27 protein-coding genes are annotated in these 24,870 nt (G+C 69.1%); 14 read left to right on the top strand and 13 right to left on the bottom strand.

Annotated elements, in window-relative coordinates; all coding sequences use genetic code 11:
• The first annotated feature begins 79 nt into the window (after window positions 1-79).
• Window positions 80-3,340 (top strand): ligand-binding sensor domain-containing protein, encoded by a 3,261-nt coding sequence (locus tag LXT12_RS21890; protein WP_233394422.1) that lies wholly within the window; start codon window positions 80-82, stop codon window positions 3,338-3,340.
• Here the strand turns inward: LXT12_RS21890 and mog are convergent.
• Entirely contained in the window at window positions 3,337-3,906 is a 570-nt protein-coding gene (gene mog, locus LXT12_RS21885; RefSeq protein ID WP_233394421.1) for a molybdopterin adenylyltransferase, read from the bottom strand. The two genes, LXT12_RS21890 and mog, sit on opposite strands and share 4 nt — an antisense overlap.
• Window positions 3,899-4,441 carry a ribosome biogenesis factor YjgA gene (gene yjgA, locus LXT12_RS21880; protein WP_233394420.1) on the bottom strand — a complete coding sequence of 181 codons (543 nt, stop codon included), beginning with the start codon at window positions 4,439-4,441 and terminating at the stop codon, window positions 3,899-3,901. Before yjgA ends, mog begins: the two co-directional genes overlap by 8 nt.
• A 58-nt stretch (window positions 4,442-4,499) precedes the next feature.
• Between yjgA and pmbA the strand changes: the two genes are divergently transcribed.
• From pmbA to LXT12_RS21850, 6 genes are all read left to right on the top strand, one after another.
• Window positions 4,500-5,867 (top strand): metalloprotease PmbA, encoded by a 1,368-nt coding sequence (gene pmbA / locus LXT12_RS21875; protein WP_233394419.1) that lies wholly within the window; start codon window positions 4,500-4,502, stop codon window positions 5,865-5,867.
• Between the two features lie 58 nt (window positions 5,868-5,925).
• Complete coding sequence (locus LXT12_RS21870; protein WP_233394418.1) at window positions 5,926-7,074, top strand: ABC transporter substrate-binding protein; 1,149 nt, start codon at window positions 5,926-5,928, stop codon at window positions 7,072-7,074.
• Window positions 7,075-7,141: 67 nt separating this feature from the next.
• Window positions 7,142-8,023, top strand: coding sequence for a branched-chain amino acid ABC transporter permease (locus tag LXT12_RS21865; protein WP_233394417.1), 882 nt, complete (start codon window positions 7,142-7,144; stop codon window positions 8,021-8,023).
• A gap of 2 nt (window positions 8,024-8,025) precedes the next feature.
• Complete coding sequence (locus tag LXT12_RS21860) at window positions 8,026-8,886, top strand: branched-chain amino acid ABC transporter permease (RefSeq protein ID WP_233394416.1); 861 nt, start codon at window positions 8,026-8,028, stop codon at window positions 8,884-8,886.
• Window positions 8,886-9,659: an ABC transporter ATP-binding protein gene (locus LXT12_RS21855; protein WP_233394415.1), complete on the top strand. Its 774-nt coding sequence runs from the start codon at window positions 8,886-8,888 to the stop codon at window positions 9,657-9,659. Before LXT12_RS21860 ends, LXT12_RS21855 begins: the two co-directional genes overlap by 1 nt.
• Window positions 9,656-10,369, top strand: coding sequence for an ABC transporter ATP-binding protein (locus LXT12_RS21850; RefSeq protein WP_233394414.1), 714 nt, complete (start codon window positions 9,656-9,658; stop codon window positions 10,367-10,369). Before LXT12_RS21855 ends, LXT12_RS21850 begins: the two co-directional genes overlap by 4 nt.
• Here the strand turns inward: LXT12_RS21850 and LXT12_RS21845 are convergent.
• From LXT12_RS21845 to LXT12_RS21830, 4 genes are all read right to left on the bottom strand, one after another.
• Window positions 10,363-10,710 carry a protein tyrosine phosphatase family protein gene (locus LXT12_RS21845; RefSeq protein WP_233394413.1) on the bottom strand — a complete coding sequence of 116 codons (348 nt, stop codon included), beginning with the start codon at window positions 10,708-10,710 and terminating at the stop codon, window positions 10,363-10,365. The two genes, LXT12_RS21850 and LXT12_RS21845, sit on opposite strands and share 7 nt — an antisense overlap.
• Before the next feature lie 11 nt (window positions 10,711-10,721).
• Window positions 10,722-11,171 (bottom strand): GatB/YqeY domain-containing protein, encoded by a 450-nt coding sequence (locus LXT12_RS21840; RefSeq protein ID WP_233394412.1) that lies wholly within the window; start codon window positions 11,169-11,171, stop codon window positions 10,722-10,724.
• A 104-nt stretch (window positions 11,172-11,275) separates the two neighbouring features.
• Window positions 11,276-11,488 carry a 30S ribosomal protein S21 gene (gene rpsU, locus LXT12_RS21835; RefSeq protein WP_012346814.1) on the bottom strand — a complete coding sequence of 71 codons (213 nt, stop codon included), beginning with the start codon at window positions 11,486-11,488 and terminating at the stop codon, window positions 11,276-11,278.
• Window positions 11,489-11,641: 153 nt separating this feature from the next.
• The gene (locus tag LXT12_RS21830; RefSeq protein WP_233394411.1) at window positions 11,642-12,862 is read right to left on the bottom strand and encodes a BaiN/RdsA family NAD(P)/FAD-dependent oxidoreductase; all 1,221 of its coding nucleotides are present in this window, start codon (window positions 12,860-12,862) and stop codon (window positions 11,642-11,644) included.
• A gap of 218 nt (window positions 12,863-13,080) precedes the next feature.
• Between LXT12_RS21830 and LXT12_RS21825 the strand changes: the two genes are divergently transcribed.
• Window positions 13,081-14,094 (top strand): GGDEF domain-containing protein, encoded by a 1,014-nt coding sequence (locus LXT12_RS21825; RefSeq protein WP_233394410.1) that lies wholly within the window; start codon window positions 13,081-13,083, stop codon window positions 14,092-14,094.
• An 8-nt stretch (window positions 14,095-14,102) separates the two neighbouring features.
• Here LXT12_RS21825 and LXT12_RS21820 read toward each other — a convergent pair whose 3' ends face one another.
• The 7 genes from LXT12_RS21820 to LXT12_RS21790 all read right to left on the bottom strand — a co-directional run bounded on the left by LXT12_RS21820 (window position 14,103) and on the right by LXT12_RS21790 (window position 19,308).
• Window positions 14,103-14,561, bottom strand: coding sequence for an EVE domain-containing protein (locus LXT12_RS21820; RefSeq protein ID WP_233394409.1), 459 nt, complete (start codon window positions 14,559-14,561; stop codon window positions 14,103-14,105).
• Between the two features lie 233 nt (window positions 14,562-14,794).
• A complete protein-coding gene (locus LXT12_RS21815) occupies window positions 14,795-15,094 on the bottom strand; it encodes a cell division protein ZapA (protein ID WP_233394408.1) in 300 nt (99 codons plus the stop codon).
• A complete protein-coding gene (locus tag LXT12_RS21810; RefSeq protein ID WP_233394407.1) occupies window positions 15,091-15,303 on the bottom strand; it encodes a DUF904 domain-containing protein in 213 nt (70 codons plus the stop codon). Before LXT12_RS21810 ends, LXT12_RS21815 begins: the two co-directional genes overlap by 4 nt.
• Before the next feature lie 13 nt (window positions 15,304-15,316).
• Window positions 15,317-15,961: an endonuclease III gene (nth, locus tag LXT12_RS21805; protein ID WP_233394406.1), complete on the bottom strand. Its 645-nt coding sequence runs from the start codon at window positions 15,959-15,961 to the stop codon at window positions 15,317-15,319.
• 38 nt (window positions 15,962-15,999) lie between these two features.
• On the bottom strand, window positions 16,000-16,653 hold the full coding sequence (rsxB, locus tag LXT12_RS21800) for an electron transport complex subunit RsxB (RefSeq protein WP_233394405.1): 654 nt from the start codon (window positions 16,651-16,653) through the stop codon (window positions 16,000-16,002).
• Window positions 16,650-17,969 carry a polyhydroxyalkanoate depolymerase gene (locus tag LXT12_RS21795; protein WP_233394404.1) on the bottom strand — a complete coding sequence of 440 codons (1,320 nt, stop codon included), beginning with the start codon at window positions 17,967-17,969 and terminating at the stop codon, window positions 16,650-16,652. Before LXT12_RS21795 ends, rsxB begins: the two co-directional genes overlap by 4 nt.
• A 148-nt stretch (window positions 17,970-18,117) precedes the next feature.
• Window positions 18,118-19,308: an amino acid aminotransferase gene (locus LXT12_RS21790; RefSeq protein WP_233394403.1), complete on the bottom strand. Its 1,191-nt coding sequence runs from the start codon at window positions 19,306-19,308 to the stop codon at window positions 18,118-18,120.
• A gap of 135 nt (window positions 19,309-19,443) precedes the next feature.
• Here LXT12_RS21790 and uvrB point away from each other — a divergent pair, with 135 nt between their 5' ends.
• The 6 genes from uvrB (at window position 19,444) to hscB (ending at window position 24,861) form a co-directional block, all read left to right on the top strand.
• On the top strand, window positions 19,444-21,552 hold the full coding sequence (gene uvrB, locus LXT12_RS21785) for an excinuclease ABC subunit UvrB (RefSeq protein WP_233394402.1): 2,109 nt from the start codon (window positions 19,444-19,446) through the stop codon (window positions 21,550-21,552).
• A 183-nt stretch (window positions 21,553-21,735) separates the two neighbouring features.
• Window positions 21,736-22,269, top strand: a complete 534-nt coding sequence (iscR, locus tag LXT12_RS21780) for a Fe-S cluster assembly transcriptional regulator IscR (RefSeq protein WP_025563988.1) — start codon at window positions 21,736-21,738, stop codon at window positions 22,267-22,269.
• Window positions 22,270-22,298: 29 nt separating this feature from the next.
• Window positions 22,299-23,519 carry an IscS subfamily cysteine desulfurase gene (locus tag LXT12_RS21775; RefSeq protein WP_233394401.1) on the top strand — a complete coding sequence of 407 codons (1,221 nt, stop codon included), beginning with the start codon at window positions 22,299-22,301 and terminating at the stop codon, window positions 23,517-23,519.
• 22 nt (window positions 23,520-23,541) lie between these two features.
• Entirely contained in the window at window positions 23,542-23,928 is a 387-nt protein-coding gene (iscU, locus tag LXT12_RS21770; protein ID WP_233394400.1) for a Fe-S cluster assembly scaffold IscU, read from the top strand.
• A 1-nt stretch (window position 23,929) separates the two neighbouring features.
• Window positions 23,930-24,253, top strand: a complete 324-nt coding sequence (gene iscA / locus LXT12_RS21765; protein ID WP_233394399.1) for an iron-sulfur cluster assembly protein IscA — start codon at window positions 23,930-23,932, stop codon at window positions 24,251-24,253.
• Window positions 24,254-24,315: 62 nt separating this feature from the next.
• Window positions 24,316-24,861, top strand: coding sequence for a Fe-S protein assembly co-chaperone HscB (gene hscB, locus LXT12_RS21760; protein ID WP_233394398.1), 546 nt, complete (start codon window positions 24,316-24,318; stop codon window positions 24,859-24,861).
• Window positions 24,862-24,870 lie beyond the last annotated feature (9 nt).

Below are 24,870 nucleotides of genomic sequence, written 5' to 3'. Positions count from 1 at the left end.
CCGGACTGCAGCAGAATCGCGGCTTCCGGGCCAGGACGGCCCGCCACCACGGCCTGCTGTGTTCCTGCGCGAGTCTCGATTGCGGCTTTCCGCCTGGCGCCTGGCCTTCGGCGCGCTGCTGGCCGCGGGCCTGCACGCCATGGCCTCGGCGGCCCCCGAGCCGCGACACGAGCGGCTGGCGGACATCGCCTTCCAGCACGTCTCCCAGGAGCAAGGCCTGCCCAACGCCATCGCGACGTCCCTGGCCGAGGACGGCCAGGGATTCCTGTGGATAGGTAGCCCGGGCGGCCTCTCGCGCTGGGACGGCTACCGCTTCCGCGTCTACCAGGCCGATCCCCAGCGCGAGGGCGCGCTGCCGGACAACTACATCCAGGCCCTCCACGGCGACACCCGCGGCCGGCTCTGGGTGGGGACGACGTCGGCCGGCCTGCTGCGCCACGATCCGTCCACCGACCGCTTCGTTCGCTACCCGGTGGGCGGCGAGCGCGGCCTCAGCCACGTCAGCGTCCGGCAGGTGGTGGACGACGGCGAAGGCGGCCTCTGGATCGTCACCGACGGCGGCCTGGACCGGCTCAATCCCGTCAGTGGCCGCATCGAGCACGCCAGCCTGGGCTGGGCCGCCGCAGCCGGACCCGAGGTGAGGGTGCTGCTGCGCGACCGCCGCGGCGCCCTCTGGCTGGGCAGCACCGCCGGCCTGTTCCGGCGCGAGCCGGGCGCCGCCCGGCTGGAGCCCGTGCCGCTGCGCCCCGGCGCGGGCGTGCAGCCCGAGGTGCTCGCGCAGGATGCGGCCGGGCGGATCTGGGTGGGCAGCCTTCAGCACGGCGTCTTCGTGTTGCCCGACGAGGGCCGCGCCCCCGCCGCGCCCGTGCGCGAGCAGGCGACGCCCGACGGCCTGGACCTCCTCGGCGGCAGCCAGATTGCCGGCCTGGCCGAGGTGCAGCCGGGCGAGATGTGGGTGGCGACCCTGGCCCAGGGCCTGGTGGCCGTGGACTATGCCGAGGGCCGCACGCGTCGCATCCGCCATGTGCCGGCCTGGCCCATGAGCCTGGCCGACAACGCCTTGCGCGCCCTCTATCGCGACCGGGCGGGCCTGGTCTGGGTCGCCACCAACCGCGGCTTGAGCCGCTGCGACCCGCGCCAGACGGCCGTGCTGACGCGCTTCGGCGTGACGCCCGACGGCGGCGACGCCCTGGACGGCCGCTTCGTCAGCACCGAGATCAGCTGGATACAGCCCATGCCCGACGGCCGGCTGTGGCTGGGGACGCACAAGAACGGCATCGACATCCTCGACGCCGGCGGCGTGCGCGTCGGCGCCCTGCGTCCGGACGGTGCCCAGCCGGCCACCGCGCTGCCGCCCGACATCGTGCTGGCCATGGCGCCGGCGCCGGACGGCGGCCTCTTCGTCGGCACCAAGCGTGGGCTCTACCGCGCCGACGCGGCCGGGCAGCACGTGGTGCGAGTCGAGATCCCGGGTCGCGAACCGACCGCCTCGGTCTGGGCACTGCTGGCCGATGGCGATGACCTGTGGATAGGCGGGCAGACCGACGGGCTGTGGCGCCTGGATTTCAGGCACGGCCGGGGCGAGGCCTTTGCCCTGGCGGTGCCCGGCCTGAGCGACCAGCGCATCACCGTGCTGGCGCGGGATCGACGCGAAGCGGGCGTGCTGTGGGTGGGAACGCGCCATGGCCTGAACCGTGTGGAGCTGGCCCACCGCGCTGTGACGCGCTGGCTGCCGGGCCCGACCGGGGACCGCGCCTTGTCGGCCGGCTTCGTCACGGCCCTGCTGACCGACGAGCACGGCCGGCTCTGGGTTGGCAGCTACGGCGGCGGCGTGGACGTGCTGCCGCCGCCCGGCCAGGCCGGTGCCGTGCCGCAGCGCCTGGGCATGGCGCAGGGCCTGCCGGACAGCACCGTGAATGCGCTGCTGGAAGATTTTCAAGGGCGCATCTGGGCCAGCACCGACAACGGCCTGGCCCGCATCGACCCGCAGACGCTGGCGGTGCTGGCGCTGCGCAGGGCGGAGGGGGTGGTCTTTCCCACCTACTGGACGGGCTCGGCCGCGCGCACGGACCGCGGCGAACTGCTGTTCGGCGGCGCGGGCGGAATGACCGTGGTGAGGCCGGAGCGGCTGCAGCCCTGGAACTACCGCCCGGGCGTGCTGGTCACCGACGTCAAGCTGGGGGGCAAGAGCGTGCCGGCCTTGCCCGACGCTGCGCCGCTGACCCTGGAGCCTGAGGCCAACAGCCTGGCCGTGGAGTTTTCGTCCACCGATTTCTCGGCGCCGGAGCGCAACCGCTACGCCTTCCAGCTGGAGGGCTATGACGCCGGCTGGGTGGACAGCGAGGCGGGCCGCCGCCTGGCCGCCTACGCCAACCTGCCCCCGGGCGACTACCGGCTGCGGCTGCGCGCCTCCAACCGTGATGGCCAATGGAGCGAGCGGGAGGTGGCCCTGCCCGTGCGCGTGCTGCCGGCCTGGCACCAGACCTGGTGGTTCCGCGTTGCCGTGGCGCTGGCGCTGGCCCTGCTGATGCTCGCCGCCGTGCGCACGCGCACCCAGCTGCTGCGGCGCCGCCAGCGCGACCTGGAGGACAAGGTCCGCCAGCGCACCGCGGAGCTGGAGGCCGTCCATCGCCGGCTGGAGGAAAAGTCGGCTCTCCTCGAGATGAGCAGCGTGACCGATCCGCTGACCGGCCTGCACAACCGCCGCTTCCTGAGCGAACACATCGATCACGACCTCGCTGCCAGCCTGCGCCGGGCCCAGGAGACGCTGGCGGCCGGTGGCCAGCCGCTGGACACCGACAGCGTCTTCCTGCTGCTGGACGTCGATGCCTTCAAGCGCATCAACGACCGCCATGGCCACGCGGCCGGCGATGCGGTCCTGGTGCAATTCGGCGCGCGGCTGCGCTCGGTGATGCGCGAGTCCGACTACCTCGTGCGCTGGGGCGGTGAGGAATTCCTAGCCGTGGCTCGGGACACCGACCGCCTGCAGGCCGAGGAACTGGCCGAGCGCATGCGCGCCGTCATCGCGGCTTCGCCCTTCGTCCTCGAGGACGGCAGCGAGATCGCGGTGAGCTGCTCCATCGGCTTTGCCTGCATGCCCTTCGAGCTGGAGCGGCCGCTGGCGCGCGGCTGGCAGCAGGTCGTCAACCTGGCCGACCTCGGCCTCTACGCCGCCAAGCGCTCGGGCCGCAATGCCTGGGTGGGCGTGCACACGGCCTCGGGGCGCGGGGCCATCGGCCAGCGCGTCGCGGGCGGGTTCGGGCTCAGCAGCAACCGCGACCTCGACGAAGTGGCCGCCGCCATCGCGTCGCCGGCCGAGCCCGATGCGGTGGTAGGTTAGGACCGGGGCCGCTGCGCGCTCTTGGGCCTGAAGGCCTTGCAGACTTCGTCGCGCGTTTCGAGGTAGGGCCCGCCGATCAGGTCGATGCAATAGGGCACGGCGGCGAAGATGCCGCTGGCCTTCTCGTGGCCGGCCAGCGTCTCGGCGATGGCCTTGGGCTGGCCGGGCAGGTTGATGATCAGCGCCTTGCCGCGGATGACGGCCACCTGGCGGGACAGGATGGCCGTCGGCACGAAGTGCAGCGAGATCTGGCGCATCTGCTCGCCGAAGCCCGGCATCACGCGGTCGGCCACGGCGAGCGTCGCCTCGGGCGTCACGTCGCGCGGCGCCGGGCCGGTGCCGCCGGTGGTGAGCACCAGGTCGCAGCCTTCGGTGTCCACCAGCTCGACGAGGGCGGCCGAGATGCCGGCCTGTTCGTCGGGGATGAGCCGGGGCACGAACTCGATGGGGTTGAGCAGGGCGCTGCCCAGCCAGTCCTTGAGCGCGGGCAGGCCCTTGTCTTCGTAGACGCCGCTGGAGGCGCGGTCGCTGATCGAGACGATGCCGATGCGGACGGTGTCACTCATCGCCAGCCGCCTCGTTGGCCTGGCTGGCCTTGATGAACTGGAAGAGCTCGCGGTAGGCCCGGCCGCTGCGTTTCTCGGGCGCGTTGGAGGCGTCCTTGCGGGCGGCGCGCACGAGGTTGCGCAGCTGCTGGATGTCGACGTCGGCATGGGCGCCGATGAAGGCCTGCAGGGCCTCGTCGTCGGCCAGCAGGCGCTCGCGCCAGCGCTCGGACTCGTGCAGCTTCAAACTGTCCTGGGCATGGCCGAGCTTGAACGCGGCCACGGCCTCGCGCACCGGCTCGGGGTCGATCTTGCGCATCAGCTTGCCGATGTACTGCATCTGGCGGCGCCGGCCCTCGAAGTTGGTGATCTTCTTGGCGGCCTTCAGTGCGTCGTGCAGGATCTCCGGCAGGGCCAGCGGCTCCCAGCGCGACTCAGGCAGGGCCAGCAGGTCCTCGCCGAGCTTTTGCAGCGCGGTCATGTCGCGCTTCATCTGCGACTTGCTGGGGCGGTCGAAGCCGTCGTCGTCTTCGAATTCAGGGGTGTTTTCTTGCATCTGGGGCGTCGTTCGCACGAGTTCTATGATTGTCGCCCACCTCGATTCAGCGCCTTTCATGTCCCAAGCCCAAGACGGTTTCGCCTACAGCCCCGAACAGTTCCAGCAGTGGATCGAGGACGCCCTGGCCGAGGCGAAGAAGCTCGGCGCCAGCGACGCCGGGGCCGAGGTGTCGGAGGGCTGCGGCCTGTCGGTCTCGGCGCGGCTGGGCAAGCTGGAGAACGTGGAGCGCAACCGCGACAAGTCGCTCGGCATCTCGGTCTACCTCGGCCAGCGCCGCGGCAATGCCAGCACCTCCGACTTCTCGCCCCAGGCCATCCGTGACACGGTGCGTGCCGCCTACGACATCGCCCGCTTCACGGCCGAGGACGAGTTCGCCGGCCTGCCCGACGAGGCCGACCTGGCCCTCGACCCGGCTGCCCGGCCGGAGCTGGACCTCTTCCACCCTTGGGCCATCGACGCCGCGCAGGCCGCCGACATCGCCCTGCGCTGCGAGGCCGCGGCCCTGGCCGTGGACAAGCGCATCACCAACAGCGAGGGCGCGGCCGTGTCGGCCCAGCAGTCGCATTTCTGGATGGGCAACACGCGGGGCTTCAGAGGCGGCTACGCCAGCTCGCGGCATTCGCTGTCTGTCGCGCCCATCGCCGGCCGCGGCGCGGACATGCAGCGCGACGCCTGGTACACCTCCATGCGCGACGCCGCCGAGCTCGCCACTGCCGAGGCGGTGGGCCGTTATGCCGCCGAACGCGCCCTGTCCCGGCTGAAGGCCCGCAAGGCCGCCACGGCCGAGGTGCCGGTTCTGTTCGAGAGCACGGTGGCCATCGGACTGCTCGGCGCCCTGGTGCAGGCGACGAGCGGCGGCGCCCTCTACCGGCGCACCAGCTTCCTGCTCGACAGCCTGGGCCAGCCGGTGATGGCGCCCCACATCGACATCGCCGAGGATCCGCACGTGGCCAAGGGCAAGGGCAGCTCGCCCTTCGACGACGAGGGCGTCGTCACCCGGCCACGTTCCGTCGTGGAGGGCGGGACGCTGCAGGGCTACTTCCTGTCCAGCTACTCGGCGCGCAAGCTGGGCATGAAGACGACGGGCCATGCCGGCGGCTCGCACAACCTGCGCATGACGAGCCGCGCCACCGCACCGGGCGACGACCTCGCGACCATGATCCGCCGCATGGGCCGGGGCCTGCTCGTCACGGAGCTGATGGGGCAGGGCGTCAACTACGTGACCGGCGACTACTCCCGTGGCGCCAGCGGCTACTGGGTCGAGAACGGCGAGATCGCCTACCCGGTCCATGAAGTGACCATTGCCGGCAACCTGCGCGACATGTTCAGGAACATCGTCGGCATCGGCGCCGACGAATACACCATGGGCACCAAGACCGTGGGCTCGGTGCTCGTGACGGGCATGAAGCTGGCCGGCAACTGAGCTTGCCGCCGCTATCATCGAAAACCGACCCCGCCCACAAGAACAGGAGCCTCCGGAGATGACCACTCGCACCCTCAAGCCGCTCGCCGCCGCGCTGTTCGTCCTCGCCGGTGCGGCGCAGGCCGCCGACATCAAGCTCGGCGTGGCCGAGGCCCTGTCCGGTGGCGCGGCCCAGTACGGGCAGAGCATCCGCAACGGCTTCCAGCTCGCGGCCGACGAGATCAACGCCGCGGGCGGCGTCAACGGCAACAAGCTGGTGCTCGTCGTCGAGGACGAGCAGGGCAAGAAGGAAGAGGCGATCAACGCCTTCAAGAAGCTGATCTTCCAGGACAAGGTGCTGATGCTCTTCGGCCCCACGCTGTCCAACTCGGCCCAGGCGGCCGACCCCATCGCGCAGGCGTCCAAGACCGTCGTCTTCGGCACCTCCAACACGGCCGACGGCATCACCTCCATCGGCGACCACGTCTTCCGCAACTCGGTCACCGAGGCCGACGTGCTGCCGGTCACGCTGTCCACCGCCGTCAAGAGGCTGGGCATCAAGAAGGTGGCCGTGCTCTACGGCAACGACGACGTCTTCACCAAGAGCGGCTACGACAACTTCAAGAAGGCGCTGGAGGCGCAGAAGATCGCCGTCACGACGACCGAGACCTTTGCCAAGGGCGACGTCGACTTCAAGGCCCAGCTCACCAAGATCAAGGCCAGCAACCCCGACGCCCTGGTGCTGTCCGCCCTCATCGCTGAAGGCGCGCCCATCATGGTTCAGGCCCGCCAGCTCGGCTTGAACGTGCCGGTCATCGGCGGCAACGGCATGAATTCGGTCAAGGTCTTCGACCTCGCCAAGGGCGCGTCCGACGGCCTGTGGATCGGCAGCCCCTGGTCCATCGAGAACCAGACGAAGGAGAACGGCGCTTTCATCGTCGCCTACACCAAGCAGCACAAGTCCGCGCCCGACCAGTTCGCGGCCCAGGCCTACGACGCGATGTACATCACCGCCCAGGCGCTCAAGAAGATCAAGCTCAGCGGCGACCTGGCCAAGGACCGCGCGGCCCTGCGCAACGCCCTGCCGGACGTGAAGTGGACGGGCGCCACCGGCGCCTTCTCTTTCCGCCGCGCCGTCGACAAGGCCGGCAGGCCTGCCGGCTACGACGCCGAGCAGACCGCCATCGTCAGCGCGACCAAGAACGGCCGCTACGCCATCCAGAAGTAAGCCGCCTCGCCCGGCCAGAGCAGCCCGCGGCCGCCCCGCGGGCTTCGTCTTTCACCCCGCCTTCCACGTGCTCGAACAGCAGCTTTTCAACGCCCTGTCCCTGGGCAGCGTCTATGCGCTGTTCGCCCTCGGCTTCACCCTCGTCTTCGGCGTGCTGGGGGTGGTGAACCTGTCGCACGGGGCGGTCTTCATGGTCGGGGCCTATGCAGCGCTGCAGGCCGTGACTCGGCTGGGCCTGCCGCTGGCCGGCGCGCTGGCGGTGGCCTTCGGGGCCTCGGGGCTGCTGGGCCTCGTCATCGACCTGCTGGTGCTGCGCCCGCTGCGGGCACGCAATGCGCCTCACCTCATCCCGATGATCGCCACCATCGGCCTGGCCATCGCCCTCAACAGCCTCGCCCAGGGCCTCTTCGGTGCCGAGAACCTGCGCTTTCCCGCCGAGGTGCTGCCGCAGCAGACGCTCAACGTGGCCGGCCTGCACGTGACGGTGCTGGAGCTGGGCATCATCGGCCTGGCCTTCGGCCTGATGGCCGTGCTGCTGCTGGTGCTGCGCGGCACCCAACTCGGCCGGGCGCTGCGGGCCATCGCGGAGTCGCCCAAGGCGGCGGCGCTGCTGGGCATCAACGTCGGCGGCCTCTTCATGCTGACCAGCTTCGCCGCGGCGGGGCTGGGCGGCGTGGCCGGCGTGCTGATCGGCCTGTACTCCAACGCGCTCTTCCCGCTGATGGGCCAGCCCATCCTGCACAAGGGCATCGCCGTCATCATCCTCGGCGGCATGGGCGACATCCGCGGCGCCATGCTGGCGGGGCTGTTCCTGGGCTTCGCCGAGGTGCTGTCCGTGGCCTACATCGGCTCGACGATGCGCGACGCGGTCGCCTTCGGCCTGCTGTTCGCGGTGCTGCTGCTGCGGCCCAAGGGCCTGTTCGGCACCGTGAACGAGCGCAAGGTGTGACGATGCCCGACAGCTTCGAGAGTTTCTGGGCCGTCTACAGCAACCTGGTGCTCACGCTGGGTACCAACTCGCTGCTGGCCCTCTCCATCTACCTGACGCTGTCCTGCGGCATGCTGGCCATGGCCAACGCGGCCTTCATGGGCATCGGCGCCTACACGGCGGCGCTGCTGACGATGAACGCCGGCGTGCCCTTCCCGGTGGCCCTGGCCGGCGGCATGGCGGCGCCGGCCGTCGTGGCCCTGGCGATCGGCGGGCCGACGCTGCGGCTGTCGGGCGTCTATCTCGCGATGGCGACGCTGGCCTTCGGCGAGGTGGTGCGCATCTTCATCCTCAACACCGAGGACTGGACGGGCGGCGCGCTGGGCCTGAACGGCATCCCGCCGCAGACCGAGTGGTGGCACGTGGCCCTCGCGCTCGGCCTGGCCTGCTTCGTGCTCGCGCTGCTGCGGCGCTCCAAGGTGGGCCGCGCCTTCGAGGCCATCAAGCTCGACGAGACGGCGGCCGGCCTGATGGGCATCGACGTGAACGCCCACAAGATGCTGGCCTTCGTGCTAGGCGCCATGCTGGCCGGCCTGGCCGGCGCGCTCAACGCCCACCTGACCTTCTTCATCGGCCCCAGCGAGTACGGCTTCGACCGGGGCGTGGAGATCCTCACCATGACCATCCTCGGCGGCATCAACGGCCTGATGGGACCCATCTCCGGCGCCGTCATCCTGACCCTGCTGCCCGAACTGCTGCGCAGCCTGGCCGACTTCCGCAACGTGGTGAACGGCCTCATCCTCGTGGTCATCGTGCTCTTCCTGCCGCGTGGCCTCTGGGACCCGGCGCGCGTGCGTGCCCTCCTGGGCCGGGGGAGGGCCTGATGCTGAAGCTGCAATCGGTGTCCCGCCATTTCGGCGGCCTCAAGGTGCTGCAGGACGTGAGCTTCGAGGTGCCGGCCGGCGGCATCTTCGGGCTCATCGGCCCCAACGGCGCCGGCAAGACCACGGTCGTCAACCTCGTCACCGGGCTGTTGCCGCCCACCTCGGGCGACATCCTCTTCGATGGCGTGAGCCTCGTCGGCCGCAAGCCGCACCAGATCACCACCGGCGGCATCGCCCGCACCTTCCAGAACATCCGCGTGTTCAAGGAGATGACGCTGCTGGAGAACGTCATCGTCGGCATGCACGGGCGGTTGGGTTATGGCCCTGCCGGCCTGCTCCTGCGGCTGCCGGCCTTCCGCGCGGCCGAGCGTGCCGCGCGTGACCGCGCCCGCGAGCTGCTGTCGTGGATGAAGCTGGACCACAAGGCCGACGACATCGCCGACAACCTCAGCTACGGCGAGCAGCGCAAGCTGGAGCTCGCCCGCGCGCTGGCCACCGAGCCCCGGCTGTTGCTGCTGGACGAACCTGTCGCCGGCATGAACGGGGCCGAGAAGACCGAGCTGATGGACGAGATCCGCAACATCCAGGCGCGTGGCTACACCATCTTCATGATCGAGCACGACATGCGCTTCGTGATGGGGCTGTGCGAGCACATCGCCGTGCTCAACTTCGGCCGCATCATTGCCGAGGGCGGGCCGGACGCCGTGCGCAACGACCCGCAGGTCATCGAGGCCTACCTCGGCCGCGACGAGGACGAGGGGGTGGCTGCATGAGCCTGCTCAGCGTGCGCGGCCTGGCCGTCAACTACGGGCACGTCGAGGCGGTGCGGGGCATCGACTTCGACCTCGCCGCGGGCGAGATCACCACCCTGGTCGGCGCCAACGGCGCGGGCAAGTCGACGACGCTGATGGCCCTGTCGGGCCTCGTGAAGAAGGCGGCGGGCCAGGTGATGTTCGATGGGCAGGACATCTCCGCCATCCCGCCGCACCGCATCGTCGCCGGCGGCCTGGTGCAGGTGGCCGAGGGGCGGGCGACGCTGACCACGCTCACGGTGCGGGAGAACCTGGAGCTGGGCGCCTACACCCGTCGCGACGGCGCCGCTGCCCGCAGCCGTGACATCGACCATGTGTTTTCGCTCTTCCCACGGCTGGCGGAGCGCGCGGCGCAACTGGCCGGCAGCCTCTCGGGGGGCGAGCAGCAGATGCTGGCCATCGGCCGCGCGCTGATGGCGAAACCCCGGCTGCTGCTGCTGGACGAGCCGTCCATGGGCCTGGCCCCCATCGTCGTGCAGGACATCTTCCGCACGCTCAAGACCATCAACGCCGAGGGGCTGACCCTCTTCCTGGTCGAGCAGAACGTGAAGCAGGCGCTCAAGCTGGCCCAGCGCGCCTATGTGCTGGAGAACGGCCGCATCGTGCTGCAGGGCAGCGGCGCCGAGCTGCTGGGCGACCCGCGGGTGCAGGCCGCCTACCTCGGTCACTGACCGAGCTGCTGCGCCTGGACGAAGAGGCGCGTGGAGCGGGCGCCGGAGCGGCAGAAGGCCAGCAAGGGACGCGGCAGCTCCGCCAGGAGGCGCGCGAAGGCGGCGATCTCCTCGGGCGACTGGTAGCCGCCGGCCACGGGCAGGTGGCGGTATTCCAGCCCGGCCGAGCGAGCGGCGGCTTCGATCTCGGCCGAGGTCGGCTGGCCGGGGCCGTGCTCGAAGTCGGGCCGGTTGTTGACGACGCTCTTGAAACCCAGGGCCGCGGCCTCGGCCATGGCTTCGGGCGTCAGTTGCGGGGCGACGCAGACGTCGGGCGTCAGGGCTTGCAGGGGCAGGCTCATGGCGGTTTTCCTTACTTGGGGGCCAGGGCGGCCTTGACGGCCGCGGACACGGTGCTCATCTCGGCCACGCCACCGAGCTGGGCCTTGGCGGCAGCCATGACCTTGCCCATGTCGCCCGGGCCACTGGCGCCGAGCTCGGCCACGATGGCCGCGACCTTTTCGGCCACCGCCTCGGCGCTCAGCCGCTCGGGCAGGTAGGCCTGCAGCACCTGGAGTTCGGCGGTTTCCTTGGCGACGAGGTCGTCGCGGCCGGCGGCGGCGAACTGGCTGATGGAGTCCTTGCGTTGCTTGATCAGCTTGTCGACGATGGCCACCAGGGTGGTGTCGTCGACGGTGATGCGCTCGTCGACCTCCTTCTGCTTGACGGCGGCCAGCAGGCTGCGAATGGTCAGCAGGCGATCGGCTTCCTTGGCGCGCATCGCGGCCTTCATGTCTTCGGTGATGCGGTCTTTGAGGCTCATGGCAGGGCGGGGGTTTGGAGAAAAACGAAGGCCCGCGACAGCGTCCTGTGGCGGGCCTTGGATTCAACCGGGGCGTCGGGCGCTCCGGGTCGCGTCAGAGACGTTCAGTACAGCTTCTTGGGCAGCTGCATGCTGCGCACGCGCTTGTAGTGGCGCTTGACGGCGGCGGCCTTCTTGCGCTTGCGCTCGGCGGTGGGCTTCTCGTAGAACTCGCGGGCGCGGAGTTCGGTCAGCAGGCCCAGCTTTTCGATGGTGCGCTTGAAGCGACGCAGGGCGACGTCGAACGGCTCGTTTTCCTTGACGCGGATGGTGGTCATGTAGTTCCTTCAGATTGCGCTCGGTGTTCGCGGCTGGGTTTTCAGCAGCAGGTTCCGGATTGCTGCCTGGTCCAGGCTTGCGAATCGACGCGCGGGGTTTGCCAGCAAAGCCGGGGATTGTAGCCGGGAAATCAAGCACTTGCCAAGATTCGCTCAAGCCGATGTTGAGGCCTGCGCCAGCGCCTGGGCGCAGGCGGCGGCGCTCGACCAGGCCCATTGGAAGTTGTAGCCGCCGAGCCAGCCGGTCACGTCGACGACCTCGCCGATGAAATACAGCCCCGGCACGCGCCGGCTTTCCATGGTCTGCGAGCTCAGGTCCCGGGTGCTGACGCCGCCGCGCATGACCTCGGCCTTGCGCCAGCCTTCGTCCCCCGAGGCCGTGAGCTGCCAGTCGTGAACGCTGCGGCCCAGGCGCTGGAGGTCGGCATCCCGGCATTCGGGCAGAGGCCGGGCGGCATCGAGCCCCGCCCGGGCCAGCCAGGTGGCGGCCAGGCGCTGCGGCAGCCGGGCGGCGAACTCGTTGCCGAGCTGGCGGCGAGACGTCGCCTTGGCGGCCAGCAGTTCCTCGTCCAGGCGGATTTCCGGTGCCAGGTCGATGTGCAGGGGCTGGTCGTCGGCGGTGCGGTAGCTGGAGATCTGCAGGATGGCCGGCCCGCTGAGGCCGCGGTGGGTGAAGAGCAGGTCTTCCAGGAAGCGGCCGCGGACCTTGCCGCTGCCGCACGAGACCTCGACCGGCAGGGACAGGCCGGCCAGGGCCGCGAACGGCGCCCAGGCGTCGGCGTCGAAGGTCAAGGGTACGAGGGCAGGGCGGGGCGTGACGATGGCATGGCCGAACTTCTCCGCCAGGCGCAGCCCCCAGTCGCTGGCGCCGATCTTGGGCACGGGCAGGCCGCCGGTGGCGACGACGACGTGGCGTGCCTGGACCGGGCCATGGCTCGTGTCGAGCTCGAAGCCGCCGCCGGCCCGCGGTCGCACGTCCGCGACGCTGCAGGGCTGCCAGCGCGTCACGCCGCCGGCTTGGCATTCGTCCTGCAGCATGCGAATGATCTGCTCGCTGGAGTCGTCGCAGAAGAGCTGGCCCTTGTGCTTCTCGTGGAAGGCGATGCCGTGGCGCTGCACCAGCTTGATGAAGTCCTGCGGTGTGTAGCGGGCCAGGGCCGAGCGGCAGAACGCCGCGTTCTCCGACAGGAAATTCGCCGGGCCCGCCTCGCGATTGGTGAAATTGCAACGCCCGCCTCCGGAGATGCGGATCTTTTCTCCGAGCTTGGCGGCATGGTCGATGAGGAGCACCTTGAGCCCGCGTTGCCCGGCCTGCCCCGCGCAGAACAGGCCTGCCGCCCCAGCGCCCACCACCACCGCATCGAATCTCTGCATTGCACCCCCGTGAATCGGCCGGCATTGTCGCGGCTCGGCTTCGTGAAACTCGGTAGGATGCGCGCCGTGGTAGAGACACGGTCTTCTAGGGGGGGAGGCCTGATTCATGGGGTGGTCCGGCCTTGCTGGCGCCGCGCCGGGCCTACTACAGTCCCCGGACACAGCAGGCGCTCCGCGGCCTTCCCGCCGTCGGAGCGCGATCACATCAAAACGATTTCATGGACCTGACCGCCGACCCGACCGCGATGCCGCCGCAACCCGGCAGTCTGGCGCATTGGCTGGCCAGCCATCCTGAGCTGGGTGGCGACACGCTGGCCGGCCTTGTCGCGCTGGTGGAACCGTTGGGCAACCAGGCGGCGATCAAGGCGATGGCCAACGGACGCTACGTCTTCGCCAGCTCGGGCCTGGCCGAGATGTTCGAATGCCCCGCCGTCGTCGGCCACACCGATGCCGAACTGCTCAAGGCGGAGGAGACCACCGCGCTGCGGCGTGTCGAGCAGACCGTCATGGCCCAGCGCCATCCGGTGGCCAGCGAGCACAAGCTCGAGATCAAGGGGCGCCGGCGCGAATTCAGCGTCACGCGGCTGGCCCTGGGGCAGGACTTCCTGCTCTCGGTCTGGCATGAGCGCACCGAAGAGCGTCACCGCGAGGCCCAGTTGCAGCGCGCCATGGCGCAGATCGAGCAGCAGCAGAGTTCCATCGAGCAGATCCGCCGCGAGCTGCAGCAGGGCTCGGGGCGCGACGAAGTCTCGGGCCTTTACATGCGGGCGCAGTTCGACGACCAGCTGCTGCGCGAGATCGACCTGTCCTCGCGCGAACACCGGGAGTTCGCCTTGGTCGTCATCGCCCTGGACGCATCGCCGGCCATCGCCGCCCTGGGCGATGAAGCCCAGCAACGCCTTCTCGAAGGCATTGGCCGCATGCTGCGCGCCAACACTCGAGCGATGGACTCGGCCTGCCGCATCGGGCCACAGCGCTTCGCGGTGCTCCTGTCCGGCGTGGGCCTGGCGACGGCGCATGCCCGCATGGAACAGCTGCGCCGGCAATGCGCCGCCCAGATCGTCGTGCTCAACGGCCAGGACCTCGGCCTGTCGGTCTCGATGGGCGTCTCCAGCTTCCCGCACACCGCCTCGCAGCAGGACGAGTTGATGGCCGCCAGCGAAGCGGCCGTGCACGAGGCCCAGCGCCGGGGCGGCAACCAGGTCGTGCTGGCGTCGATTTCCTTCGGCTGACGGCGCCTTCAGGCGGCGTGCAGCCGCTTGAGCACGGCCTGCCACTCGGCCGGCGTCACCGGCGTGATCGACAGCCGGTTGCCCCGCTGCAGCACCTGCATCGACGCCAGCTCGGGTGTCTCGCGCATTTCCTTCAGCGGCAGCAGCCGCGTCGTCTCCCGCCAGCGCACGTCCACGTGCAGCCAGCGGGGTGCCTCGGGCTTGGACTTGGGATCGAAATACGGGCTGGCCGGATCGAACTGCGTGGCGTCGGGATAGGCGGCGCTGCAGACTTCGGCCAGGCCGGCGATGCCCGGCTCGGCGCAGGACGAGTGATAGAACAGCACCCCATCGCCGAGCCGCATGGCATCGCGCATGAAGTTGCGTGCCTGGTAGTTGCGCACGCCCGTCCAGGGCAGCGTGCCGGCGCGCTCGAGGTCAAGAATGGACGCCTCGTCGGGTTCGGACTTCATCAGCCAGTAGTTCATGGGCCGATGCTAGCGGGACGTGCGCAAGGGGAGGGGGTGTCCACCGCGATCCTGGGAGCCGAGATCCTGAACACCCTGGGGTAATCAGGTGGGCGAGGTCAGCCGGGCTTCGGGTTCATCTGACGCGAGACGATCACGCCCGCCCGGAATTTTCCAAGCCCTTGCTCATAGAGCATCGGATGAAGGAAATAAAAGCCCCGGAGGAAAGCGATGGACGGGGTGGATTTTACGGCCTACAGCAGCTGGCCGTCGTGTCCTAGCGCCTCGTCCAGGCGGCGAACGAGGGTATCGAGTTCCGGGGTGGGCGCGGACGCGGAGGCCGGTCCTGCGGCCGGTGCCTCAACGAGCTGGTAGGCCAGGTTCAGCGCCGCCAGCACGGCGATGCGCTCGCGCGCCTTGACCTTGCCGGCGTCGCGGATGGCGCTCATCTCGCGGTCGACGTGGGCGACGGCGGCGCTCAACGCGGCCTCGCCGCCTTCCGGGCAACCGAGCAGGTAGCTCTGGCCCATGATGGTCACTTCCATCTGCTTCATGGCTGCTCTTCCTTGGGGGCTTCGACCGGCAGGCGCTCCAGCAGGGCGTCGACGCGGGCCCGGGCGGCATTCAGGCGCGAGCGCAGGCTGTCGCGCTCCTGGGTGAGGGCGGCGACCTGCTCGCGCAGCAGCTCGTTGGTGCGGGTGATTTCGTCGTGGCGCAACAGCAGGCGTTCGACGCGGTCGATCAGGTCGGTCAGGCTGGCCATGAAGGGTGGGAAATCAAGCGACGGACGATTTTAGGTTGCGGCCGTAGTCGCATTCCTGGATGACGGCGCAGACCTTGCACAGCGGCTTGCGCGCCTGGCAGACGTAGCGGCCGTGCAGGATGAGCCAGTGGTGGGCGTCCACGAGGTAGGCCTCGGGCACGCGCTCCAACAGGCCGAGTTCCACGGCCAGCGGCGTCTTGCCGGGCGCGAGGCCTGTGCGGTTGCTGACGCGGAAGATGTGCGTGTCCACCGCCATCGTTGGCTCGCCGAAGGCGACGTTGAGGACGACGTTGGCCGTCTTGCGGCCCACGCCGGGCAGGGCTTCGAGGTCGGCGCGGCTGCGCGGCACCTCGCCGCCGTGCCTGTCCAGCAGGATGCGGCAGGTCTGCAGCAGGTGCCTGGCCTTGCTGCGGTACAGGCCGATGGTCTTGATGTGGGATTCCAGGCCCTCCTGGCCAAGGGCCAGGAGGGCGGCCGGCGTGTTGGCCACCGCAAACAGGCGGCGGGTCGCCTTGTTCACGCCCACGTCGGTGGCCTGGGCGGACAGCAACACGGCCGTCAGCAGCTCGAAGACGCTGGCGTACTCCAGCTCGGTCTGCGGCGCCGGGTTGGCAGCCTTCAGGATGGCGAAGAAGCGTTCGACTTGGCTCGCGTTCATGCCCCGATTGTCGGGCGGTCAGGGGTGGGCCACAGAGTTCAGCCGCCCGGGGCGCGCCGAGCCCGGGCCCGGGCGAGGGCTGCCTCGATGACCGCGCGCTTGCGGTCGAGCATGGCGGGATCGGTGATGACCGAGGCAGCGGCGATGTCCGCCAGCTTGACCTCGGCCTTGGCCATCAGGCGCGCGTCGTTCTCTTCGACCTCGCGGTGGCGGCGGAACTGGTGGAAGGCATAGCGTTCGCGCGCCTCGTCGGCCTGGGGCTGGCTCCAGGCCGCCCAGCCGGTGGCCGTCGTGACCTCGGGCATGGCGATGCAGTCCACCGGACAGGCGGGCAGGCAGAGTTCGCAGCCGGTGCACTGCGCCGCGACGACGACGTGCATGGCCTTGGGGGCGCCGACGATGCAGTCCACCGGGCAGGCCTTGATGCACAGCGTGCAGCCGATGCACCAGGCCTCGTCGATGACCGCCACGCCGCGGGTGGCTTCGACGCCTTTGTCGGGGTCCAGCGGCAATGCGGGACGCCCGGTGACGGCGGCCAGCCGAGCGACGCCTTCGGCACCGCCAGGCGGGCATTGGTTGATCTCGGCCTCGCCGGCCGCCACGGCCTCGGCATAGCGGCGGCAGTCCGGATAGCCGCAGCGCGTGCACTGTGTCTGCGGCAGGGCCGCGTCGATGCGTTCGGCGAGGTTCACGCTTTGCGCTTGCGAGCCGGCGCCGGGCGGCGGGCTGCCGGGGCGGCGGCCTTGGCCGTCTTCTTCAGTGGCGCGGCTTCGTACCTGGCGATGAAGTCACGCACGACGGGGTAGACGTTGTCGCGCCAGCGGCGGCCCGAGAAGATGCCGTAGTGCCCGGCGCCGACGGCGTCGTAGTGGAACTGGTGTTCCTTGGAAACGCCCGAGCAGAGGTCGTGGGCGGCACGGGTCTGGCCGGCGCCAGAAATGTCGTCGAGCTCGCCTTCGACGGTCAGCAGGGCGGTGGTCTTGATGTCCTGGGGGCGCACGTACTGCTCGTCCACCTGCCAGGTGCCGTTGACGAGGGCGAAGTCCTGGAAGACGGTCTTGATGGTGTCGAGGTAGTACTCGGCGGGCATGTCGAGCACCGCGTTGTATTCGTCGTAGAAGCGGCGATGGGCCTCGGCGCCTTCATCGTCGCCGCGCACCAGGTCGAGGAAGTAGTCGTAGTGCGAGGACAGGTGCCGGTCCGGGTTCATCGCGACGAAGCCGGTGTGCTGCAGGAAGCCGGGATAGACCTCGCGGCCGGAGCCGGGGAAATTGGTCGGCACGCGGTAGATGACGTTGTTCTCGAACCAGCTGAAGCTGCGGTTCATGGCGAGGTTGTTGACGGCCGTCGGGCTCTTGCGGGCGTCGATGGGGCCGCCCATCATGGTCATGCTGCGGGGTGTCGGCTCGCCGGCGCTGGCCATCAGGGAGATGGCGGCCAGCACGGGCACGGTAGGCTGGCAGACGGAGATGACGTGGCAGTCGGCGCCGCCGACCTGGCGGATGAACTCCTGCACGTAGCGGATGTAGTCGTCCAGGTGGAAGGGGCCTGCGTCCAGCGGCACCATCCGGGCGTCCGTCCAGTCGGTGATGTAGACCTTGTGATCCTTCAGCAGTTGCTTGACGGTGTCGCGCAGCAGCGTCGCATGGTGGCCGGACAGCGGCGCGACGACGAGGACGGTGGGCTGGTCCTTCATCTTGGCCAGCACGGTGGGGTCGTCGGTGTAGCGCTTGAAGCGCAGCAGCCGGCAGAAAGGCTTTTCGAGGGCCACCAGCTCCTGCACGGCCACGTCCACGCCGTCGACCTCGACGGTCTTGATGTCGAACTCCGGCTTCTCGTAGTCCTTGGCCAGGCGGTGCATCAGGTCCAGGCCGGCCGACAGGCGCTGGGCCATGGGCGTGTGCGCGAACGGCGACAGCGGGTGGCTGTAGAGCTTGGCGGACGCGGCGGCGAATTCCGAGAAGGGGCTGAGCAGCGCGCGCTGGGTTTCGAAGAGCTGATACAGCATGGCCGGCCTTGGTCTAGGGGGATGGAATGGCCGGATATTGCCAGAAAACGCTTGCACGGTTGTGCACTGCAGCATCGTCCGGCCGATCAAAACCCCCTTCGAGCGCCAATCCTGCGCACCCGACAGGTGCGCGAAAGCTGCCCGCCGCTCAGCCCTTCAGCACCGCCGCCATGGCCTGGGCGACCGTGGGCAGGTTGCCTTCGTTCAAGGCGGCCACGCAGATGCGGCCCGAGTCGACGCCGTAGACGCCGAACTCGCCGCGCAGGCGCTGCATCTGGGAGGCATTCAGGCCGGAATAGCTGAACATGCCCAGTTGCTCGGTCACGAAGGACAGGTCCTGGGTGACGCCCGCGGCCTTGAGCGCGGCGACCAGCGCCGAGCGCATGGCCTTGATGCGGATGCGCATGCCGGCCAGCTCTTCTTCCCACAAGGCGCGCAGCTTGTCGTCGGCCAGCACCTGGGCAACGACCTGGGCGCCATGCGTTGGCGGGTTGGAGTAGTTGGTGCGGATCATGATCTTGAGCTGCGACAGCACGCGGGCCGCCTCGTCGTCGCTGGTGCAGACCACGCTCAGGGCGCCCACGCGCTCGCCGTACAGCGAAAAGCTCTTGGAGAAGCTGGTCGACACGAAGAAGCCGATGCCGGCGGCCAGGAACTGGCGCACGGCCTCGCCGTCTTCCTTCAGGCCGAAGCCGAAGCCCTGGTAGGCCATGTCCAGGAAGGGCGTCAGGCCCCGCGCCTTGACGGCGGCGACGACCTGGGTCCACTGCGCGGGCGAGATGTCGTAGCCCGTCGGGTTGTGGCAGCAGGCATGCAGCACGACGATGGTGCCGGCCGGGGCGGCGTTCAGCGCCGCCAGCATGCCGTCGAAGTTCACGCCCTTGCGCGCGGCGTCGTAGTAGGGATAGGTCTGGACGTCGAAACCGGCCTGGGTGAAGAGGGCGCGGTGGTTTTCCCAGCTGGGGTCGGAGATCAGCACCTTGGCGTTCGGGCTCAGGTGCTTGAGGAAGTCCGCGCCGACCTTGAGGGCGCCGGTGCCGCCCAGGGCCTGCACGGTGGCGACGTGCTTGAGCTCGCTGCCGAAGACCAACTTCTGCACGGCCTTGTCGTAGGCGGCGATGCCGTCGATGGGCAGGTAGCCCCGCGGCTTGGGCGCGGCGGCCATGGCTTTCTCGGCCTCCTGCACGCAACGCAGCAGGGGCAGCTTGCCGTTCTCGTCGTAGTAGACGCCGACGCCGAGGTTGACCTTGCCCGGGCGGGTGTCGGCGTTGAACTGCTCGTTCAGGCCGAGGATGGGATCACGGGGGGCAAGGGCGACGTCGGCGAACAAAGAAGACATGGCGGATTCCTGAAAGGGCGTTGGCAGGAGGGGGAGGGCGTGGGATCGGGGTCTGCGCTAACCTGCCGCGTTTGGCAGTGCAGCAATTCTGCCTTTGAACCCAGGGATTCCCCCATGCAAGAAGCCTTGAACGCCATGACTGCCCCCGGAGGCGACGCCGAGGAGCGCAAGGGCGAATTCGTCAGCTTCGAAGGCTCGCCGTTCCAGCTGTTCCAGCCTTTCCCGCCGGCGGGTGATCAGCCGACGGCCATCGCCCAGCTCGTGGAAGGCGTCAACGATGGCCTGAGCTTCCAGACGCTGCTGGGCGTCACCGGCTCGGGCAAGACCTTCACGATGGCCAACGTCATCGCCCGCCTGGGCCGGCCGGCCATCGTCTTCGCGCCCAACAAGACGCTGGCGGCCCAGCTCTACAGCGAGTTCAAGGACTTCTTCCCGAGGAACGCGGTCGAGTATTTCGTCAGCTACTACGACTACTACCAGCCCGAGGCCTACGTGCCCCAGCGCGATCTCTTCATCGAGAAGGACAGCGCGATCAACGAGCACATCGAGCAGATGCGGCTGTCGTGCACCAAGAGCCTGCTGGAGCGCCGCGACGTGGTCATCGTGGCCTCGGTCTCGGCCATCTACGGCATCGGCAACCCGAGCGACTACCACCAGATGGTCATGACGCTGCGGGTGGGCGACAAGATGGGCCAGCGCGACGTGATCGCCCAGCTCATCCGCATGCAGTACACGCGCAACGAGATGGAGTTCAGCCGCGGCCACTTCCGCGTGCGCGGCGACACCATCGACGTCTTTCCCGCCGAGCACTCCGAGCTGGCCCTGCGCATCGAGCTGTTCGACGACGAGATCGACGGCCTGGCCCTGTTCGACCCCCTGACCGGCCAGGTCCGGCAGAAGATCCCCCGCTTCACGGTCTACCCGAGCAGCCACTACGTCACACCGCGCGAGCGGGTGCTGGCCGCCGTCGACGGCATCAAGCAGGAGTTGCGCGAGCGGGTCGATTTCTTCGTCAAGGAAGGCAAGCTCGTGGAGGCGCAGCGCATCGAGCAGCGCACCCGCTTCGACCTGGAGATGCTGCAGGAGGTCGGCCACTGCAAGGGCATCGAGAACTACACCCGGCACCTTTCCGGGGCGGCGCCCGGCGAGCCGCCGCCGACGCTGGTCGACTACCTCCCGCCCGACGCCCTCATGTTCCTCGACGAGAGCCATGTGCTGATCGGCCAGTTCGGCGGCATGTACAACGGCGACCGGGCGCGCAAGACGACGCTGGTGGAGTACGGTTTCCGCCTGCCGTCCGCGCTGGACAACCGGCCGCTGAAGTTCGCGGAGTTCGAGCGCAAGATGCGCCAGGCCGTCTTCGTGTCGGCCACGCCGGCCCAGTACGAGCAGGACAACGCCGGCCAGGTGGTCGAGCAGGTGGTGAGGCCGACGGGCCTTGTCGACCCCGAGGTCGAGGTGCGCCCCGCCACCCACCAGGTCGACGACGTGCTGCAGGAGATCCGCCTGCGCGTCGAGGCGGGCGAGCGGGTGCTCATCACCACGCTGACCAAGCGCATGGCCGAGCAGCTCACCGACTATCTCGCCGACAACGGCGTCAAGGTGCGCTACCTGCACTCCGACGTGGATACCGTTGAGCGCGTCGAGATCCTGCGCGACCTTCGCCTGGGGGCCTTCGACGTGCTGGTGGGCATCAACCTGCTGCGCGAGGGGCTGGACATCCCCGAGGTCTCGCTCGTCGCCATCCTGGACGCCGACAAGGAAGGCTTCCTGCGCGCCGAGCGCAGCCTGATCCAGACCATCGGCCGCGCGGCGCGCAACCTGAACGGCAAGGCCATCCTGTACGCGGACAGGATCACCGACTCCATGCGCAAGGCCATCGACGAGACCGAGCGCCGCCGCACCAAGCAGATCGCCTTCAACAAGGCCAACGGAATCACGCCGCGCAGCGTGCAAAAGCGCATCAAGGACCTGATCGACGGCGTCTATTCCGAAGCCTCGGGCCGCGACGACGCGAAATTGCTGGCGGCGGCCAAGGTCGAGGACTTGTCCGAGAAGGATCTGTCCAAACGTATGGCCCAACTGGAAAAGCAGATGCTCGAGCACGCCCGCAACCTGGAGTTCGAACAGGCGGCGCGGCTGCGCGACCAGTTGGCGCAATTGCGCGAGCAGGCCTTCGGCGCCGTCGTGCACGACAACATCGTGCCGCTGGACACCGCCCGCAAGCCCGGCGCGGCGCGCTGACCCTGCTGCGGCGCAGCAAAAAAGCCTACTGGAAGCGGGGCGATCCGCCCCCATCCTGAGGAGGAGCCCAGTAGTCGAGTAAAATCATCGGAAATGATTCGCTCGGCTATTGTCCCTGCCGTCCCGGGTTAACCCGAAATCGTTTGACCTGGTCAGTGCCAGGAACCTCGCAAAGGAGTTTGTATGCGTCTCACAACCAAAGGTCGGTTTGCGGTCACCGCGATGTTGGACCTGGCGCTGCGCGAGAATACCGGTCCGGTCGCCCTTGCGGCGATCAGCCAGCGGCAGCAGATTTCGCTCTCCTACCTGGAGCAGCTCTTCGGCAAGCTGCGCCGCCATGAACTGGTGGAAAGCACCCGCGGCCCTGGCGGCGGGTACTCGCTGGGCCGCAAGGCCGAGGACATCACCGTGGCCGACATCATCGTCGCGGTGGACGAGGCGCTGGACGCCACGGGCTGCGGCGGCAAAGAAAACTGCATGGGCGAGGACAGCGGACGCTGCATCACCCATGAACTCTGGACCAACCTGAACGCCAAGATGATCGAGTACCTCGACTCCGTGTCCCTGCGCAAGCTGGCCGACGAGCAACTGGCCAAGGGCTTCGAGGTCGAGGCGGCGCCGGTCAAACGGGCCATTTCCAGCCAGCCCGTGCTCAAGCCCATCCGTGTCACGGCGCCCAACTCGGTGTTCGCCCTGGGTGGCGCGTTCAGCAAATAAGAAGCCCTAGCAAGCCCTAGCCCTCCGCCATGGACATGACCCCGCATTTCCCGATCTACCTCGACTACGGCGCCACGACGCCGTGCGATCCCCGCGTGGTCGACGCGATGATCCCCTGGTTGCGCGAGCACTTCGGCAACCCGGCGTCTCGCAGCCACGCCTGGGGCTGGGAGGCGGAAGAGGCGGTCGAGAAGGCGCGCGAGCAGGTCGCCCTGCTCATCGGTGCCGACCCGCGCGAGATCGTCTGGACCTCCGGCGCCACCGAGTCCAACAACCTCGCTCTCAAGGGCGCGGCCCATTTCTACAAGACCCGCGGCAAGCACCTGATCACGGTCAAGACCGAGCACAAGGCCGTGCTCGACACGATGCGCGAGCTCGAGCGCCAGGGCTTCGAGGTGACCTACCTCGACGTGCTGGAGAACGGCCTCGTCGACCTGGAGGCCTTCAAGGCCGCCCTGCGCCCGGACACCATCCTGGCGTCGGTCATGTACGTGAACAACGAGATCGGCGTGATCCAGGACGTCGTCGCCCTCGGCAACCTCTGCCGTGAGCGCGGCATCATCTTCCACGTCGATGCCGCCCAGGCCACGGGCAAGGTGGAGATCGACATGGCCCAGCTGCCCATCGACCTGATGAGCCTGGCCTCGCACAAGACCTACGGGCCCAAGGGCATCGGCGCCCTGTACGTGCGCCGCAAGCCCCGTGTGCGCCTGGAAGCCCAGATGCACGGCGGCGGCCACGAGCGTGGCATGCGCTCCGGCACGCTGCCCGTGCACCAGATCGTCGGCATGGGCGAGGCCTTCCGCATCGCCCGCGAGGAGATGGGGGCCGAGAACGAGCGCATCCGCGCGCTGCACGACCGCCTCGTCAAGGGCCTCTCGGGCATCGAGCAGACTTTCATCAACGGCGACCTGGAAAAGCGGGTGCCGCACAACCTGAACATCTCGTTCAACTACGTCGAGGGCGAGTCGCTGATCATGGGCGTCAAGGGCCTGGCCGTGTCGTCGGGCTCGGCCTGCACCTCGGCCAGCCTCGAGCCCAGCTACGTGCTGCGCGCCCTGGGCCGCAGCGACGAGCTGGCGCACAGCTCGCTGCGCATGACCATCGGCCGCTTCACGACCGAGGAAGAGATCGATTACGCGATCAGCGTGCTGACCGACCGCGTGGCCAAGCTGCGCGAGCTGTCCCCGTTGTGGGACATGTACAAGGACGGCGTCGACCTCTCGACCATCCAGTGGGCGGCGCACTGATCGCAGGAACTAGGAGAACACCATGGCATACAGCGACAAGGTCGTCGACCACTACGAGAACCCCCGCAACGTCGGCAATTTCGACAAGGGCGATGACGACGTGGGCACCGGCATGGTCGGCGCCCCGGCCTGCGGCGACGTGATGAAGCTGCAGATCAAGGTCAACCCCGCCACCGGCAAGATCGAGGACGCCAAGTTCAAGACCTATGGCTGCGGCTCGGCCATCGCCTCCAGCTCGCTCGTGACCGAATGGGTCAAGGGCAAGACGCTGGACGAGGCGCTGACGATCAAGAACACCCAGATCGCCGAGGAGCTCGCCCTGCCGCCGGTCAAGATCCACTGCTCCATCCTGGCCGAGGACGCCATCAAGGCGGCGGTGGACGACTACCGCGCCAAGCACGCCAACTGACATGTCGGTGACCCTGACCGAAGCCGCGGCTCGCCACGTCAAGCGCTACATCGCCAAGCGTGGCAAGGGCATCGGCGTGCGCCTGGGCGTCAAGACGACGGGTTGCTCGGGCCTGGCCTACAAGCTCGAGTACGCCGACGAGGCCGCGCCCGAGGATGTCGTCTTCGAGGGGCACGACGTGAAGATCCTCGTCGACCCCAAGAGCCTGCCCTACCTGGACGGCACGGAGCTGGACTTCGTCCGCGAAGGCCTGAACGAGGGCTTCAAGTTCCGCAACCCGCGCGAGAAGGACCGCTGCGGTTGCGGCGAGTCATTCCGTGTCTAGCCTGCGCTGATCGATGGCCCGGGCGCGGCAATGGCCGCGCTTTTTGCTTTTTCTCCAACACCATGCGCCTGACCGACAACGACTTCCAGCTCTTCGGCCTGCCCGAGCGACAGGCCCTGGAGCGTGCCGACATCGACGCGCGCTGGAAGGCGCTGCAGTCCGAGGTGCATCCCGATCGTTTCGCCGCCGAAGGCGCCGCCGCCCAGCGTGTGGCCATGCAGTGGGCCATGCGGGTCAACGAGGCCTACCAGCGGCTGCGCGACCCGCTGTCCCGCGCCGCCTACCTGTGCGAACTCCGCGGCGCGCCGGTGGGTGCCGAGAACAACACGCAGATGCCCGCGGCCTTCCTGATGCAGCAGATGGCCTGGCGCGAGGCGCTGGACGAGGCCGCTGGGGAAGCCGCGCTCGAGGCGCTGGACGCCGACGCCGCGCGGGCCGAGGCCGCCGCCCTCGAGGAGGCCCGGCGCCTGCTCGACGACGCCGGTGACGCGACCGCTGCCGCGGCCCAGGTCCGGGCGCTGATGTTCATCCAGCGTTTCCGCGCCGACATCGACAAGCGCCTTGCGATGCAAGAAGACATGGCTGGGCAGTCCGCCCGAGCGAAGTGAGCAGCCCTG

This window comes from Pelomonas caseinilytica (genome assembly GCF_021353235.1).
Lineage (GTDB): Bacteria > Pseudomonadota > Gammaproteobacteria > Burkholderiales > Burkholderiaceae_C > Pelomonas > Pelomonas caseinilytica.
Note: the sequence above shows the minus strand (reverse complement) of the source record. Positions and strands in the feature narration are given on the sequence as shown.